Below are 15,158 nucleotides of genomic sequence, written 5' to 3'. Positions count from 1 at the left end.
GGACCGGGGCATCAGCAAACGGGGCGCCTATCAGACGCAGGAGCAGGGCCACGAACCACGTTGGTAAGCATTGTGGCGGGGCAGGATGCGAAATGTGTTCCGGGCGGGTAGGCGGTGCTTGTGCCGTCTGGCAGGGTGAGGCGGGCTGAGGTTCCTTCGGGTACGGTGAAATCGATGCGGAACTCCTCGTTTGCGATCTCCCACGCGACCTGGATGCGGCCTTGGGGGGAGATGAAGCGGAAGCTGGCCGAGGTGATGCCTCCGCCGGGGTGGGGTTCGATGTCGAAGCGTTCCCACCCGGCTGAGCCGGGGGCCTGCCTGAGGCCTACGAGGTATTCGTGGAGGAAGCGGATGACGGCTCCCTTGCTGTAGTGGTTGAGCGATTCGTGCGCGATACCGTGCTCGTCGACGCCTTCCCAGTCTTCCCAGACGGTGGTGGCGCCGCGTTCGAGCATGCCGAGCCACGACGGTGTCCCGCGCCGGAGCAGCAGTCGGTAGGCGAGGTCGGTGTGGCCGTACGCTGCGAGGACGGGAAGGAGCAGGCCGCTGGAGAGGAATCCGGTGCCGAGTCTGTCGTCGGCGTGGTGGATGAGCTGGACCAGGCGTTCGGTGGCCGCTTCCCTGAGGGAATCGGGGATGAGACCGAAGGCCAGGGCCCGGACGTAGGCGCCCTGGGTGTCCTCGCGGGTGTGCCCCTCGGGTGTGAGGAACTCAGTCTGCCAGGCGTCTCTGACGGCGGCCGCGATCCTGCCATAGTGATCTGCTGCTGCATCCCGGCCGAGAATTCCGGCGATCCGGCTGAGTGTCTTGGTGGTGCGGTACAGGAAGGCGGTGCCGACCTCGCCACGGTCCGCGCTCATGTAGGCGTAGGGATTTTCGGCCATGGGGTCGATGAGGGACCCGTCTGCCCGGCGGCGTTTGGGCTCGAGCCATTCTCCGTAGTGGAAGGGGGCATCCCAGATGTACTGCTCGTGGGGGAGCGGTGTCTCTGGGCGGGCGATCCGGGACGGGTGGCGGGCCGTCTTGGCGAGATGGAGCGCGTAGTCGACCCAGCGGGTCATCGAGTCCCAGCTTTCCGCGAGAAGCTCCGTGTCTCCGTACGCTTCGTAGATGGCCCAGGGGACGAGCACTGTGGCATCGCCCCAGCCGGCGGATCCGCCCATGACGCGCGAGGGGTTGCCGGGATGGTGCCGGATCCGTGCCGAGTCGGGGGAGAAGGCTGCGGGGAGCCCGTCCTCGCACTGGTCATCGCGCACGGACTGGAGCCATTTGCGGGAGAAGCCGTGGACGTCGTAGAGCATGGCGGCGGTGGGGGCGAAGACTTGGTAGTCGCCGGTCCATCCGGAGCGTTCGCGGGTGGGGCAGTCGGTGGGGACGTCCACGATGTTGCTGCGGAAGCTCCAGAGGGCCGCTTCGTGGAGTCGTTCCAGGTCCGGGTCGCTGCACGTGAACCACGCGCGGCGTGCGAGGTCCGAGTGGACGACGACGACCGTGAAGTCATCGATGGAGAGCTCGCGTCCAGGGTGCGACACGCGGACATAGCGGAAGCCGTGGACTGTGTGCCGCGGTTCGAAGATGCCGGGGCCAACCCCGGCGATGACGCGGTCGGTCTGGCGGAATTCGAGCAGCCCGCCTTGTGGTGTTTTCATGTTCAGGTGGGTGGTCGTCAGGTCGCCGCCGGCGTCGAGGTGCTCGCCGAACTCGAGCACCGTCTCCGTTCCTTCGGGCCCCAAGCTGGTGAGCCTGACCCATCCGGAGAGGTTTTGGCCGGCGTCGAGGATCGAGACCCCGTCCCGAAGCCGGGTCAGGGCCGCCGGCTTGCGTTCCTCGACGCGGCGCACGGGCGGGGCCGGTGACCGGGAAGGGGTAGGTGACGTGACGACGCCGACCCGGACCGGGCCGGGTTCGGCGCGGTCCGGATCGATGCGGAAGTCAGTGGTCTGACCCGTCATGAGGTCCGCCCGCACGATGGGGCTGGGCAGGGTGATCCAGTCCCGGTCGGTCCCCAGGGTCATTCCCGCACCGGATCCGAGGTCGATTTCGAGTTGGGCGAGGGCGGCGGTGGTGTTGCCCCAGACGTTCCGGCGCTGGGCGCCGCTGTTCCTGCCGCGGAACCAGCCGTCGGAGAGGACGACGTCGATCCGGTTGCCACCGGGGATGAGGAGGTCCGCGACGTCATATTTCTGGGCGTACAGGGTTTCGTCGTAGCTGGTGGAACCGGGTGCCAGTTCGATGTCTCCCACCCGGATTCCGTTGAGGAACACCTCGTAGACGCCAAGGGCGGTTGCGTAGAGCGTGGCTGCGGCGGGACGGGCGGGAAGGTCGAATGACCTGCGGAGGATGTAGGCCCCGCGCTCGTCCTGGCCGGCGGCTTCTTCGGACTCGGCCGGCGAGATCCAGGCGGCCGTCCATTTGACGGGTGCTGTTCCGGCGGGGGCCGGCGCCAGGTCCGGCGGGGTTTTGAGCGTGTTGCCCATGGGTGTTTCAGCTCTCTTGTTGGTTGGCGTGTTGGGGTGGCAGGTCGTTGCTCAGCGCACGGATTTGATCTTCAGGAAGATGATGAGGCTTCCCAAGAGAGCCAGCGCGGCGCCGGTGAGGTAGAGGGCGGTGTAGTTCTTCTCGGCCCCGGCAGCCCCCAGGACGATGATGAAGGGCGCCAGGAGGGGTGCTATTGCGCTGGGGATCCGTTGTGCGAATCCGACGACGGCGAGGTAGCGTCCGGCCTGTGCCCGGTCCGGTAGTACGGCGAAGATGATGGCTTGGTCCACCGCGCTGAAGAGGGCGATCGCGCACTGCATGATGAGTGCGCCGACGAGCAGGGTGATGAAGGAATGGGCGTAGGCTTCGGTGATGCCGCCGGCGAGGAAGAGCAGGCCGCCGAGAAAAGCGAACAGCCTGCGTCGACGGAGCTTGTCGGAGAGGAACCCGCCGGTGAGGGCGCCTGCGGTGGCGGCGACGATGCCGAGCATGCCGATCAGGGCGACGGTTCCGGCGACTTCCTTGATGGGAAGGCCCAGGCGCTGGGCGTAGAAGAAGCTGCCGAAGGTGGTGTTGAAGTAAAGGCCCATGAAGAAGATGAAGCGGCCCAGCCAGTTCCAGCCGAAGTCCGGGTGCTTGCGGGGGCTGAAGGTGTAGCTGGTCAGGAGGGCCTTGACGGTGACGGTGCTGTTGTGGACGAGGCCCACGGAGCTGCCTTCGCGCTTGACGAGCGAGAAGAGAGCCACCAGTGCAAGACCCACGAGGCCGGGGACAAGGAAGACGAGCAGGGTGCTGGAGGAGACGGCGTAGGCGATGCCGATTCCGAGGACGGGGGCGATTTGGGCCGACAGCCCGCTGAACGCCGAAATCTTGCCGCGCTGTTCCTCGGGAATCCGGTCGGCCTGGAGGTTCAAGATGGCCTGGCCCGCGGCCGCCCAGCCGAAGAGTCCGAAGACCCAGCCGAGGCCGATGAGGAGCACGCTGGGTGCCAGGGAGATGCCGAGGAGTCCGAGGATGCCGAGGAGGGCTCCGCCGATCATGAAAGGGGTGCGGCGGCCGAGGCGGGAGCGAAAACGGTCGCTCCAGACGCCGACGAGGGGACTGGCGGCGATGGAGATGAACTGTGCCGTTCCGGTGACGTAGCCGAGCAGCTCTTCGTGGCCTGGGGCGAGCTGGGAGATGCGGACGGCAAGTGAGTAGGACATCGGGACGATGAACGCCATCGCGACGCCGAAATTCGCCAACGATATCAGCGTCAGGTAGCTGGCACTGGCCTTCTTCAGCGCCGGCGCCTCGATGTCGGGGATACCGGCGGGGGGTCCTTGCCTGGAACCTGCGTCCGTGAGGACCGCGGATTCCGCTTCTTTGGGTGGTAGGTCCCCGTAGCTGGGCTTGACCATGATGACTCCTTTGTCTGGGTACGATGTGCGCGACGTATTTTTTTGCTGCGGCAGGGATTGGTGACTGGTGGGGTGGGGGCGGCGGCGATGCCGCCCCCACGGTGAGCTTGTGGCTGCTATGAGCGCTGGGCGCCTGCGGGCATGTACAGCGCCGGTTCCTGGGTGAAATCAGGTGCCGCGGTTTGGTGCTGCCCGTTTTGTGCGGTGATTGTCCCTGGCTTGCGGCCGTGGAGTCCCGTCCATCGCTCGCGGAGTGCGAACGCGGCGGTCTTGGGCCTGCGGTCCCGGGTGAAGATGCCCTTCTTGTTCCCGTCCACACGGTGGATCGCGGGGCCGGTGCCGAAGTCGGCGAAGTTCCAGACGTGTTCTCCGACGAATGAGGGGATCCGGTCAAAGACGCGGTGGTTCATGGCGAGGAAGCCTGCTTGGAATTCCTCGGTCCACGGGGTGTCCAGGACGGAGTGGAGGCCGGCGATGGTGTCGGCGCCGTATTCGCTCATCATGATGGGCTTGCCGTGCTTCGCGGCCCAGCCGCGCAGATCGGCCTCGAGGAGCTTCTCGGCGGTCTCGAGATCGCCGGTGGCGACATACCAGCCGTAGTAGCGGTTGAGGGAGATGACGTCGACGAGGTCCGCGAGGCGGTCGTTCTCGCTCGTGGCGAAAATGACCGCCGTCGTGGTCACCGGGCGCGTCGGGTCCAGCTCCCGGGTGAGTTTGATGAGCGGTTCGAAGTATTCCCTTGCCCCGTCCTCGTTGGAGGAGGGCTCGTTGGCGACGCACCACATGACGACGCTGGGGTGGTTCTTGTCCCTGTCGATGAGCTCCCGTAGATGCTGGGCGTGCGCCGCCTGGGTCTGGTCGTTGATTGTCTCCGGGGAGAACGTGGGCCGGGGCGGCTGTCCCGTCAGCCCGGCCTCGACGGCGAGGTTGAGTCCGACGGCGGCGGTCTCGTCGATGACCACGATCCCGTGCCGGTCGGCGAACTCGATGACTTCCTCGGCGTAAGGGTAATGGGAGGTGCGGAACGAGTTCGCTCCCGTCCAGTCAAGGAGGCGGAAATCGTGCACGAGATAGGCGTTGTCGTGTCCCTTGCCGCGGACCGCGGAGTCCTCGTGCTTGCCGAAGCCGGTGAAGTAGAACGGCTCGCCGTTGATGAGGAACTGTTCGCCCTGGACGGCGACCGTCCGGATCCCGACCGGGAGTTCGTAGGCGTCGACGACGTGCCACCCGTCATGGATCTCGACCTCCAGACGGTAGAGGTGTGCTGCTCCCGGCCTCCACAGCACGGCGTCCTCGACCCGGAGCGTGCCGGAGTGTCCTTCGCCTGTGGCGACCGTGTTCCCTGTCTCGTCGATGAGCCGCATACTCGCGGGGGCCGGTTCGCTGGTAGCCAGTCGGTAGCTCACTAGCCCGGTGCCGCCGTCGACGACGTCCGTGGTCACCGTTATATCGGTGAGGTGCGACCGGGGGGTGCTGTAGAGCCAGACGGAGCGGGCAAGGCCGGCGTAGTTGTAGAAGTCGTGGAAGTACGTCTGCCTTTCCTGCCCGTCGGCGCCGACGGTCAGCTTCCCGGGCGGGATGGTGATGTTGGTGAGCCGGTTGTCGACGGCGACGGTGAGGCGGAATTCCGTCCCGGGGGCAATGAGCCCGGTCAGGTCCGCTTCGAAGGGCGTGTATCCGCCGACGTGCTCCGCAACCAGGGTGTCATCGACGTAGACGGCAGCGGCGTGGGTTGCGGCGTCGAAACGGAGCACAATGCGCTGGTCCGACCAGCCGCGGGGGACGCGGACCGTGCGTTGGTACCAGACCAGGCCGACATGGTCGCGGATCTTCTGCTCGGCGAACAGGTCGTTGTAGCTGGCGGGGACGGCCGCTTCCAATCGGGTTTCGAGCCGTGACTTCCACGGCTCCGGGCCGAGCGTGCCGTCGAGGCCGAACAGCCACAGGCCGTCGAGGTTGACGAGTTCACGGGTGGCGGTTGCCAGGGGCTTCAGCATCGAAGAACTCCTTGAGGGTCAGTGGGCGAGGGCGCTGAGCGCGCCGGCCCGGGCGACGGATCCGAGCCAGGCGAGGCTCGGCTTGGGGGTGCGGACGAACGTCTCCCGGTCGACGCTCACGAGTCCGAAGGTGGGCTCCCAGTGGCCCCACTCGTAGTTGTCCAGAAGCGTCCAGTGCAGGTATCCGCGGACATCGATGCCGTCCGCGATGGCCTCGGACACGTGCTGGAGCGCTTCGCCGGTGTAGGCGATGCGGCGTTGATCATCGGCCGTGGCGATGCCGTTCTCGGTGATGAGTATCGGGATCCCGCCGGTGACTTCGGCGGTGTGGCGGATCGCGATGCCGATCGCGTCCGGACGGTACGCGGTACCGACCAGGGTGTTTTCCGGGCTGGCCGGGTGCGGTTCGATGCCGTCTTCGTTGACCCATTGGCTGGAGTACGACTGGACGCCCACGAAGTCATCGCCGGCTGATCCGTGGAGGTAGAGGTCCTCCCAGACGTATTCAAGTTCCCGCTTCTTCTCTTCGGCTCCGGGGCGTGCGACGAACGCCCGGTTCGCGATCGTCCAACCGACCTTGGCGTCCGTACGGGCGCGGACGATGTCGCGGGCGGCCCGGTGCGCCTCGACCAGGCGGGCGCCGATCTGCGTATCCGGCGGGGAAAGCTGGGGCCGGGGATCCTGATCCACCGTAGGACTCTGCCAATCCTGCTGGGCGTCGGGGGCGGCCGTCATCATCCGGCGCATGGTCGCCATCATGGCGAGCATGTTCGGTTCGTTCATCGTCACGACCCAGGGGACGCCGTCCAGGATCGTGGTGGCCTCGGTGACATAGGAGGCGAACCGTTCGATCGCCCTCTCGCCGAGCCATCCTCCCTCGTCGGCGAACCACTGCGGGGTGGTGAAATGGTTCAGGGTCACGACCGGGGTGAGCCCGAGTCCGAGGGCGGTATCGATCATCCGCCGGTAGTGGGCGAGCTCGGCACGGGAGAACCGGCCAGGGAGCGGCTCGATCCGGGCCCATTCGATGCCGAAGCGGTAGGCGGTCAGGCCCGCATCGGCGAGCAGCTCCATGTCCTCGGCGTACCGGTGGTAACTGTCGATGGCGTCGCCGCTGGGCTCCATGCCGGGGACGGTCTGCTCCTGGAGCCACCAGTCGCTGTTGATGTTATTGCCCTCGATCTGGTGAGGTGCGGTCGAGGCGCCCCAAAGGAAGCCGGGCGGGAAGTTGTTCATTGTCGTCTCTTTCTCCGCGGCGCGGCCGCGGATTCGTGGTTCTGGATTCGTGGTTTCGGAAGCTGTGGATAGGGTGCAGCCGCGGGCGGACGCACTTTGGATCGTTTCAAACTAAGTCCGGGCTGATTGCCAGGCTAGGCGGCTGACCAACCGCCGTCGCTGGGCAGGATGGCTCCATTGATGTTGAGTGAGTCCTCGCTCAACAGCCAGGTGATTGCTGCGGCGAGCCTCTCCGCCTCCGCGACGGGGGAGCCGATGGCCTGCATCACAGGGAAGATCCGGCCGGCTGCGAATTCGCTGCGGACCGCCGCTTCGATGTTCGTGGCAACCGCACCCGGCGCCACGGCGTTGGCCCGCACGCCCTGGGGGCCGTACATGAACGCCGTGCTCTTGGTCAGTCCGATGACCGCATGCTTCGATGCCGTGTAAGCGGCACCTGCGGCGGAACCGCGGAGGGCGGCTTCAGAGGCGACGTTCACAATCGAACCGCTTCCTGACTCGATGAGGAGCGGCAGGGCGGAGCGCGTCAGCCGCATCGGTGCGGTGACGTTGACGCGCATCACCCGGTCCCATGTCTCGTCGTCGAGCTCGCCGACGGGGAGGAAGCCGTCCATGATTCCGGCGATGTTCGCCAGTCCGTCGAGACGGCCTTCGCAGGCGTCGGCGATCGCGTCGACCGTTCGGTTGTCGGAGACGTCGCCGACGACGGTCCTGACGTCCGTTCCGGGGAGTGATGTCTTGAGTTCGTCGAGCCGATCGGCGACCACATCGGAGACGATGAGCCGGGCGCCCTCTTCGGCGAGCCGGACGGCGGTGGCTCGCCCGATGCCGGAGCCGGCGCCCGTGACGATGATGGTCTTTCCGGCGAACCGGTCTTCAGCGGTCATAGTGATTCCTTTGCGTCGTTGCAGTTGATCGCGGGTCCACGTGCCGGCGACACGGGGAACAGGTGGTGCGGTGCGTTGCTCAGATCGTCGCGATGAGATCTTCGATCTTCTTCTTCGTGTCCATGGCGGCTTCGCCCGTGAGGGCGCGGAATCCCTGGGCGACTTCGTTGGCGAAGTCGAACGAGGGGTCCACGAGCCACTGCGCCCGCAGGCCGCTCCAGAGCGCCATCATCTGCCGTCCCGTGCCCATCGGGTCGAGCCCGGGACGGGCACGCCCTTCGCTCTGGCGCCGTTTCACGGCCGCAGCGAAGGCGAGGACGGCGTTCTCGTTGTGCTTCTTCATGTACTCGTGCGCCGGGTGCTCCGGGTCCGGGGCTTCCGCCTCGAGGGTGAGGAGGAGGCGGACAGTGTTCCCCTCCAGAAGCACCAGGCGCGCCGTCCCCGCGGGATCCCAGTCACCGGAGACCAGCTCGGCCGCCACGGACTCGGCCGTCATGCGCGAACCGATTTCCTCGTCGGCGAGCTCCATGGCCGCGACCAGGACGTGGTCGCGGGTCGGGAAGTGGTACATCAGCGCGGTCTCACTCATTCCCGCCATCGATGCGACCTCCGCGGTGGTCAGGGCCTTGTGCCCCTTCCTGCGGATGATCTCCAGCGCGGCCCGGGCGACGGCCGCGCGCCGCTCCGCGGTCTTGGCGTAACGCCCTCGTGTCTTGGTGGCCTGTTCCATGTGACCCACGTTACATGAATTCTGAAGAAGCTACAAGATGTTTCTTCGATTAGGTTGGGACCATCGACATTGCCATCGCATTGGCACTTCAAAAGTTGTAGTCCTTCAATTTTTGCGCCCAAGATCTGTTGTGCGGCGAGATTCGAGGAGAAGATCATCGGTAACGCGTGGGTCGCGGTGTCGTGGTTGCGGACCCTTCCATTTTGACTGTCTGGTACCGGACCTCCGTCAAGTTTGGGTGTCGGTCTGATATCCGGACAGCGGCTGGGCCGATGGGTCCGATCATCTGAGGATTCCGAAAGGAGGATCGTAATGGCAAAGACAGTCGAAGAGATTTTGGCCAAGCGACCTGTTGACCGCGTTGCCGTGGAAGGGCACAAGAAGCACCTGTTCGATGAAGTCCGGGCCTTCTGGCTTCGGGAGCTCCGTGAGGCATCGGACCTGACGCAGGTCGAGGTGGCTGCGCGTCTGCGCGTGAGCCAGAACAGGGTGTCCCGCATCGAGCACGGTGACATTGACCGGGCCCAGGTCGATATGCTGCGGAAATACGTCGAAGCTCTCGGTGGGCGGCTTCGTGTCGAGGTTGAACTCGGCGACGAACGGATCCAGATCGCCTGACCCGGCAACCCGCTCCGGCATGTTTGAACAACCGACGTAGGAGGCCTTATACGAGGCGATGGGCCGCAAGGGCTAAATCGCAGCGTTCGCTCCGCGCAACGAGGGCCCACCCCTGCAACGGGACCGGTGCACCGAGTCCTCGGACTGGCCGCGAGGGACCGTTCGGAAAAAGGACGGCGCGGATTGCCGGGAGTGTCTTCCTCTCAATCTTCGATCCTCTGGTTGTGCCCTCCGAATCGGACAGAGGGGCGCTACCGGCCTCCCCAGGCGGCAATGGCGCGTTCGACATAGGTTGTGACGCTGGCGTGTATGTCGGTTTCGGGGTCGAGGAGCCATTGCAGGCCCATGCCGTCCATCACGGCAGTGAATAACCGCACTTCAATCTCAATCTGCGCGGGGGAGAGGTGAACAATGTCGCCAGCTTCGACCGCTTCCTGCAAATGCCCGGCGAGGGTTGCCAGGTTCGAGGTGTAGCGCTGGGTGATGAACGCGTGGCCCGGGTGGGCCGGACTGGAGGCTTCGGCCGCGATAGTGGTGAACAGTTCGAGCAGGCCGCGGTTGTCCCGGTGGGCGGCCATGACCTCTGGCAACCGCCGGAAGTAGTCCAATCCACTGACATCGATGAGGCCGTTCTCCACGGTCCGTCGGTCCCATTCCTCCAGCACGGCCGTGAGCAGGCCTTCCTTGCTGCCGAAATGCTGGATCAGGGTTGCGTGGTTGACGCCGGCCTGCTCGGCAATCGTGCGGAGGGATCCGCCGGCGAAGCCGTGTTCGCCGAAGACGTCCATCGCGATGCCGATGAGCTGCTCGCGTCGGCGGACGCCTGTGCGGTAGGGGCCCCGTGTTCTGGTCTCTGCGGCTTCTGGCATGTCACTACTTTCTCACGACCATTGCCGAAATATAACCAGTCGGTTATGGTTTAAGTTCGACACGGCTTGTAGCGCACGGGACCTCCTGACGGAACGCCGCACGCGCCAGCCCAGTCCCGAGACTCGCAGATGGGAATCCTTTAGATGAAGTACTCCGTTCTCGGACCGACCGGCGTGCGCGTGTCCCGCATCTGCGTGGGCACGGCGACTTTCGGTGTGGCACCGAGCGCACACGAAGCCGATAGCGTCGTGGGAGCGGCTCTGGATCTGGGCATCAACTTCTTTGACACCGCTGATGTCTACGGCTCGACCTCGACGTTCGACCGGCCCGGCGCTCCGCCGGCGGCAGAGCGGGCGTCCGCCGAGGAGATCCTCGGCCGCTCCCTGGCCGGCCGGCGGGATGAGGTGGTGCTGGCGACCAAGTCGGGGGAGCGGAGGTTCGATCCGGATGCCGGTCTCTCGCGCCGGTACATCATCCAGCAGGTCGAGCAAAGCCTGCGCCGGCTGCGCACTGACCGCATCGACCTCTATTACGCGCATTTCCCTGATCCGAACACGCCCCTGGAGCAGACCCTTGCCGTCTACGACGATCTGATCCGGCAGGGGAAGCTGCGGTATGTCGCTTTGTCCAACCACCCGGCCTGGCTGATGACCGAGGCCCTGTGGATCGCCGATGACCGCCGGCTGGTCTCCGCCCCCGTGGCTGCGCAGGTGATGTACAGCCTCCTGGACCGCAGCGCCGAAAAGGAGCTCGCCGCCGCGTGCGTGAGGTTCGGTCTGTCGATCATTCCCTATGCGCCGCTGCACGGCGGTCTCCTTGCCGACCTGTCGGTCCTGGACCGGCCGATCGCCGGAGGCAAGCGCTACGGCGGGCCCGGATACCCCGACGCCGAGATCGCCATCGCCCGCCAACTCGACCAACTGGCCCGCGGGTGGGGACTGGGGATGCAGCAGGTCTCGCTGGCCTGGCTGTTGTCGCGCCCGGCCGTGGCATCGGTGATCGTTGGAGCCGAGACCGCCGACGAGCTCCGCGCCAACGCCGCCGCAGCAGATGTCGAGCTCACCCAAGAACAGCTCAATGCGGTCTCGGCGCTAACTGCCGGGACCCGGTCCTGACCGGAAGATACGAGGAACTTCGGTGAAGTACTCACGCCTCGGCCACACGAGTGTCAGGGTCTATCGATGACCGAGTTGTGCCGACTATTCGATGATGCCGGAATCAAAGGGGCTTCTTGAAGAAGGTCGCGGCGTCCTCATAAGCCAGCGCACGGTAGAACCCTCCTGCCCGCCGGCTCGCTAGAGAGACATAGGCAGCGCCTTGCTCCCGCCCCCACAACTCGGCCTCAGTCATCAAGGCCTGCCCCACCCCCTGTCGTCGCACCTGCCCGGCCACCATAACTTCTTCGACCCAGGCAGTAATACCTTCAAGCAATGGCAGGGCTTGGCCACTCGCTACGACAAACTCGCACTCACGTATCGCGGAGGAGCGGTTCTCCGAGCAGTCAGCATCTGGCTAGCCGCTTTAGGAGACACGCCCTAGGCCACTTTCGGGGGCGCCGGCACAGTTCGGCTTCAGGATTTGGAACTGGGTCGTCCAGGAATATGGCTGAGGATAGATTTGGAGAAGCCACCGTCGACACAAATGTCTTGGCCGGTGACATAACCAGATAGCGGACTGACAAGAAATTCGATCACGTTCGCAATGTCGATGGGATCGCCAATTCTTCCCAGCGGGATAATATCTTCCCTTGCCTTCTTGATTTGGGGATCTTCATACATTTTTTCCGTCATCCGGGTGTGAGTCATGCCGGGGGAGACCACATTCACACGGATTCCGTCAGGGGCCCATTCCAACGCGAGTGTCTGCGCCAACATCGTCAACGCAGCCTTGCTGGGGCTGTAAGCACCTGATCCAGCATGGGGTTGTTGGCCGGACATGGAGGAGGTGAAACAGGCGGCGCCGTTGCTGTCCTTCAAGTGCGGGTAACTCGCTTTGGCAAGAAGCCACGCGCCGCGGAGGTTGACGGAGAACATTCCGTCCCAGTCCTCAAGGGACAAGTCGCAGATGGCAGCAGGGCTGGCGATTCCGGCGTTTGCTACCAACGCATCCAGGCCACCGAACTCCGCTATCGCAGCCTCTACCAGTTGACTTGGCACGTCGGGATCCCCGAGATCACCTGCCAGTGCGATGGCGGTACCACCCATGGACTGGATTGAACGAACAACCTGCTCTTGGCTGCTGTTCGATTTGTGTCCACATACGGCAATCATCGGGTGCACACCCCGGGCCAGAGCGGCCTCCGCGATTCTCACGCAGGTAGACGCGCCTATGCCGGTGCTTCCGCCACTTACCAAAGCTCTCATTGCACACATTTCCTTTTACCTGGGTTTCATATGAAGTCATTCTTAACTGAAGAGGGCCCACGGGCTGTAGAGCCATCCGTCTACACCATAAAAGTGGCAGTGGAAACACATCGACTAGCCCGTCGCAACCTCGACCCAGGGGCTAAGACCCCAGATCCCAGCCTTGATTCTTAAGATCCTGCATTGCCTTATCGAATTCCTGCACGGGGTTCTCTTCGCGAATGATTTCAAGGACTACGTTATTGACGCCGCAGGTTTCCCTTACGGCTGTGCCCAATCCATTCCAGTCGATCACTCCGGTGCCGATTGGATCATGGCCCCAGGTTTCGGTGCCCGTATCAGAAATATGCACAAGTCCAATTGCTTCGTGGTGGGAGAGCAAGCCGTTTACGGGGTCTTCTCCTATGTAGGCAGCGTTGGCGACGTCGTACACAATCTTCACTGCTTCTTCGTTGATAGTGCTTACAACGCCTGCCAGATCCTGGATGGTAGGCGTGAAGCAGTAGGGAGTGTTTTCAAAGAGCAGTCGTGTGCCGGCCTGCTTGGCCAGCGGAATCAGATTCTCCAGACTCTCGTACATCCACCCGTAGGTCTTTTCGAGTGAAGGTGAAATCATGGGGCGTCTTGTGCCCGGGGATATCACGACTTCGGGGACATCCCAGGCCGCAGCCACGTCAATCACCGATTTGATGTGCTCGATGCTTTTGCGACGCATGTTGGCGCCCGGGCTGGCCAAGTTGATGTCATATCCACCGGCGTTCAGTGACCTGATGGTTGCGCCGTACTCAACGAGCCTCGCGCGAGTTGCCGAACGCTCAGGGGCGGTTATCTCATCCGGCCAGCAATGTGGCGAGCTGATCGGAACTTCAAAAGTTCTGTACCCACTGTCGACCAATTCAGCTATGGCATCAATCGCCGTAGATGACCATAGATAGGAAAATGTGTTAATGATCATTTGGTTCACGTGAAGGCATCCTCACTTCTGTTCTTCGCCTATTTGTAAACGCGCTACGAATTTTGGTCCCTGCCGAGGGATCGCAAGCGCGAGCCAGGCGGCTCGACGAGGCCCGGGGGACACGCCCCCTTTTGCTTGGTCGAGCCGCTACGGCGGCTTGGTACCAGCGTGCCTACTAGGAACGCCTAGCCTCGTCGGTGGCATGCGAAGGAGCCACCAGCAGGTGCTCGCCTTCAAGTACCTCAGCGTCAGCAAGCGCCACAGTGGCGCGGCCGGTGCGGCTGCCGGTCTCGGGCAAGGTGAAGTAAACGACGAGGCACAGGGCGACGACGACAATCATGTAGACCGCGACAAGCATGGGCTGTCCGGCGCCAACGAACGCAGCGGCGATCAGTGGCGCTGTGCCGCCGAAGACGGCGATGACGATCTGGTGTGCAAATCCGATCCCGGATACACGTACCGACGCCGGAAACAGCTCGGCCTGAATGGTCGGGTAGACGGCCTGCCAGATACCGAGAACTACCCATCCCGAGGCTGATACCAGAACGTAGACACCAAAGCCGGGCTGGTTGAGTAGGAGCAGGAGAGGGTAGAAGAGAACGATCATGCCGATGGCACCGACGATGGGGAAGATTTTGCGCCGGCCGAGCCGATCGGACAGCGCACCGCAGATCGGCACGATGACAACGAGCAAGGCCAACCCGATAACATTCCCGGTCAGCGTGGATGCCAGGTCCCGGCCGGTGGTCAGTTTGGCGTAGGTGGGAAGGAAGGTGGCCCAAGTGTAGTAGGCCACGGCCGGGGCAGAGAGTGCAGCCGCCTGCAGCAGCGCCTTGGGATGTTCGCGAAGCAGGTCCATCAGGCGCGCCGCTGCGGACTTTTGATCGACAAGGGCCGTTGCCTCAAACTCGGGGGTCTCTTCTGCCCGTGCCCTCAAGATCAGGCCAACGACGCCGAGGATGCCGCCCGCGATGAACGGGACGCGCCAACCCCAGGCGGCCAGGTCCGCTGGGGCAAAGGCTGATGTCACCATTGCTGCGGCGCCGGTAGCTGCGAGAGTCGCCAGGCCGCTCGCCGTATTGGAAAATGAACCGAACAGGCCCCTGCGGTTCGCGGGGGCGTGTTCGACCATGAAGGCGATGGCGCTCTGCGCCTCACTGCCGGCCGAGATTCCCTGGAGGATGCGTGCCACCAGGAAAAGAATCGGTGCGGCATAGCCGATGGTCGCAAACGAGGGTGTGAGGCCGATGATCAGGGCGCCGACCGCCATTCCGGAGATGGACAGCGTCAGGATGCGCCGCCGGCCGAAACGGTCGGCCAGTGGGGAGACGATGACTCCGCTGAGCGGGCGCACAACAAAACCTACTGCGTAGGTGAGCAGTGCTGCGACTAGGGATGCGAACGGGGAATCGCCTGGAAAAATCTGTCCCGAGAACACAGCCGCGAGCAGGCCGTAAATGTACCAGTCGTACCACTCCACGAAGTGGCCAATCGTTCCTGCCACCATATTCACGTTGCGGCGAGGACGCTTGGACACTTCGGGATACTCCGAAGGGTCCGGCCTGCCGACGGCTTCTTTTGAGGTCTTCATTGAACTCTCCATATTTTCACATTTGCTGCGGAG

General features: G+C 64.2%; 13 protein-coding genes. 2 read left to right on the top strand and 11 right to left on the bottom strand.

Features of this window, described 5'->3' with window-relative positions; genetic code table 11:
* Positions 1–11: 11 nt before the first annotated feature.
* The 6 genes from AC3WJU_RS06515 to AC3WJU_RS06490 all read right to left on the bottom strand — a co-directional run bounded on the left by AC3WJU_RS06515 (position 12) and on the right by AC3WJU_RS06490 (position 8,728).
* Positions 12–2,477: an alpha-L-rhamnosidase gene (locus tag AC3WJU_RS06515; protein WP_492259472.1), complete on the bottom strand. Its 2,466-nt coding sequence runs from the start codon at positions 2,475–2,477 to the stop codon at positions 12–14.
* A 51-nt stretch (positions 2,478–2,528) separates the two neighbouring features.
* On the bottom strand, positions 2,529–3,878 hold the full coding sequence (locus tag AC3WJU_RS06510; RefSeq protein ID WP_059389064.1) for an MFS transporter: 1,350 nt from the start codon (positions 3,876–3,878) through the stop codon (positions 2,529–2,531).
* 116 nt (positions 3,879–3,994) lie between these two features.
* Entirely contained in the window at positions 3,995–5,875 is a 1,881-nt protein-coding gene (gene uidA, locus AC3WJU_RS06505) for a beta-glucuronidase (protein WP_492259471.1), read from the bottom strand.
* Positions 5,876–5,893: 18 nt separating this feature from the next.
* Positions 5,894–7,111 carry a glycoside hydrolase family 1 protein gene (locus AC3WJU_RS06500; RefSeq protein ID WP_492259470.1) on the bottom strand — a complete coding sequence of 406 codons (1,218 nt, stop codon included), beginning with the start codon at positions 7,109–7,111 and terminating at the stop codon, positions 5,894–5,896.
* Between the two features lie 134 nt (positions 7,112–7,245).
* Positions 7,246–7,998: an SDR family NAD(P)-dependent oxidoreductase gene (locus tag AC3WJU_RS06495; protein WP_492259469.1), complete on the bottom strand. Its 753-nt coding sequence runs from the start codon at positions 7,996–7,998 to the stop codon at positions 7,246–7,248.
* A 79-nt stretch (positions 7,999–8,077) separates the two neighbouring features.
* On the bottom strand, positions 8,078–8,728 hold the full coding sequence (locus AC3WJU_RS06490) for a TetR family transcriptional regulator (RefSeq protein ID WP_492259468.1): 651 nt from the start codon (positions 8,726–8,728) through the stop codon (positions 8,078–8,080).
* A gap of 312 nt (positions 8,729–9,040) precedes the next feature.
* Between AC3WJU_RS06490 and AC3WJU_RS06485 the strand changes: the two genes are divergently transcribed.
* Positions 9,041–9,346 (top strand): helix-turn-helix domain-containing protein, encoded by a 306-nt coding sequence (locus AC3WJU_RS06485; RefSeq protein ID WP_332603379.1) that lies wholly within the window; start codon positions 9,041–9,043, stop codon positions 9,344–9,346.
* 251 nt (positions 9,347–9,597) lie between these two features.
* Here AC3WJU_RS06485 and AC3WJU_RS06480 read toward each other — a convergent pair whose 3' ends face one another.
* Complete coding sequence (locus AC3WJU_RS06480) at positions 9,598–10,215, bottom strand: TetR/AcrR family transcriptional regulator (RefSeq protein WP_306961570.1); 618 nt, start codon at positions 10,213–10,215, stop codon at positions 9,598–9,600.
* Positions 10,216–10,359: 144 nt separating this feature from the next.
* Here AC3WJU_RS06480 and AC3WJU_RS06475 point away from each other — a divergent pair, with 144 nt between their 5' ends.
* Entirely contained in the window at positions 10,360–11,331 is a 972-nt protein-coding gene (locus tag AC3WJU_RS06475; protein WP_307053346.1) for an aldo/keto reductase, read from the top strand.
* Positions 11,332–11,434: 103 nt separating this feature from the next.
* On the opposite strand, the gene AC3WJU_RS06470 is transcribed toward AC3WJU_RS06475, so the two are convergent.
* The 4 genes from AC3WJU_RS06470 to AC3WJU_RS06455 form a co-directional block, all read right to left on the bottom strand.
* Entirely contained in the window at positions 11,435–11,692 is a 258-nt protein-coding gene (locus AC3WJU_RS06470) for a GNAT family N-acetyltransferase (protein ID WP_370872685.1), read from the bottom strand.
* Positions 11,693–11,787: 95 nt separating this feature from the next.
* Positions 11,788–12,579 (bottom strand): SDR family NAD(P)-dependent oxidoreductase, encoded by a 792-nt coding sequence (locus tag AC3WJU_RS06465; RefSeq protein ID WP_059389058.1) that lies wholly within the window; start codon positions 12,577–12,579, stop codon positions 11,788–11,790.
* A gap of 142 nt (positions 12,580–12,721) precedes the next feature.
* A complete protein-coding gene (locus tag AC3WJU_RS06460; protein ID WP_492259500.1) occupies positions 12,722–13,534 on the bottom strand; it encodes a sugar phosphate isomerase/epimerase family protein in 813 nt (270 codons plus the stop codon).
* Positions 13,535–13,709: 175 nt separating this feature from the next.
* Positions 13,710–15,125, bottom strand: coding sequence for an MFS transporter (locus AC3WJU_RS06455; RefSeq protein WP_059389057.1), 1,416 nt, complete (start codon positions 15,123–15,125; stop codon positions 13,710–13,712).
* Positions 15,126–15,158 lie beyond the last annotated feature (33 nt).

The sequence above is a fragment of the Arthrobacter sp. FW306-1B-F12A genome, from assembly GCF_058781865.1.
The sequence above is the reverse complement of the archived record's forward strand: the minus strand, read 5'-3'. Positions and strand labels throughout refer to the sequence as shown.

Coding starts and splice junctions, on each gene's coding strand:
- AC3WJU_RS06485 (WP_332603379.1), top strand. CDS start 9,041: ATGGCAAAGACAGTCGAAGAGATTTTGGCCAAGCGACCTGTTGACCGC.
- AC3WJU_RS06475 (WP_307053346.1), top strand. CDS start 10,360: ATGAAGTACTCCGTTCTCGGACCGACCGGCGTGCGCGTGTCCCGCATC.
- uidA (WP_492259471.1), bottom strand. CDS start 5,875: ATGCTGAAGCCCCTGGCAACCGCCACCCGTGAACTCGTCAACCTCGAC.
- AC3WJU_RS06515 (WP_492259472.1), bottom strand. CDS start 2,477: ATGGGCAACACGCTCAAAACCCCGCCGGACCTGGCGCCGGCCCCCGCC.
- AC3WJU_RS06460 (WP_492259500.1), bottom strand. CDS start 13,534: ATGATCATTAACACATTTTCCTATCTATGGTCATCTACGGCGATTGAT.
- AC3WJU_RS06490 (WP_492259468.1), bottom strand. CDS start 8,728: ATGGAACAGGCCACCAAGACACGAGGGCGTTACGCCAAGACCGCGGAG.
- AC3WJU_RS06480 (WP_306961570.1), bottom strand. CDS start 10,215: ATGCCAGAAGCCGCAGAGACCAGAACACGGGGCCCCTACCGCACAGGC.
- AC3WJU_RS06455 (WP_059389057.1), bottom strand. CDS start 15,125: ATGAAGACCTCAAAAGAAGCCGTCGGCAGGCCGGACCCTTCGGAGTAT.
- AC3WJU_RS06465 (WP_059389058.1), bottom strand. CDS start 12,579: ATGAGAGCTTTGGTAAGTGGCGGAAGCACCGGCATAGGCGCGTCTACC.
- AC3WJU_RS06500 (WP_492259470.1), bottom strand. CDS start 7,111: ATGAACAACTTCCCGCCCGGCTTCCTTTGGGGCGCCTCGACCGCACCT.
- AC3WJU_RS06510 (WP_059389064.1), bottom strand. CDS start 3,878: ATGGTCAAGCCCAGCTACGGGGACCTACCACCCAAAGAAGCGGAATCC.
- AC3WJU_RS06495 (WP_492259469.1), bottom strand. CDS start 7,998: ATGACCGCTGAAGACCGGTTCGCCGGAAAGACCATCATCGTCACGGGC.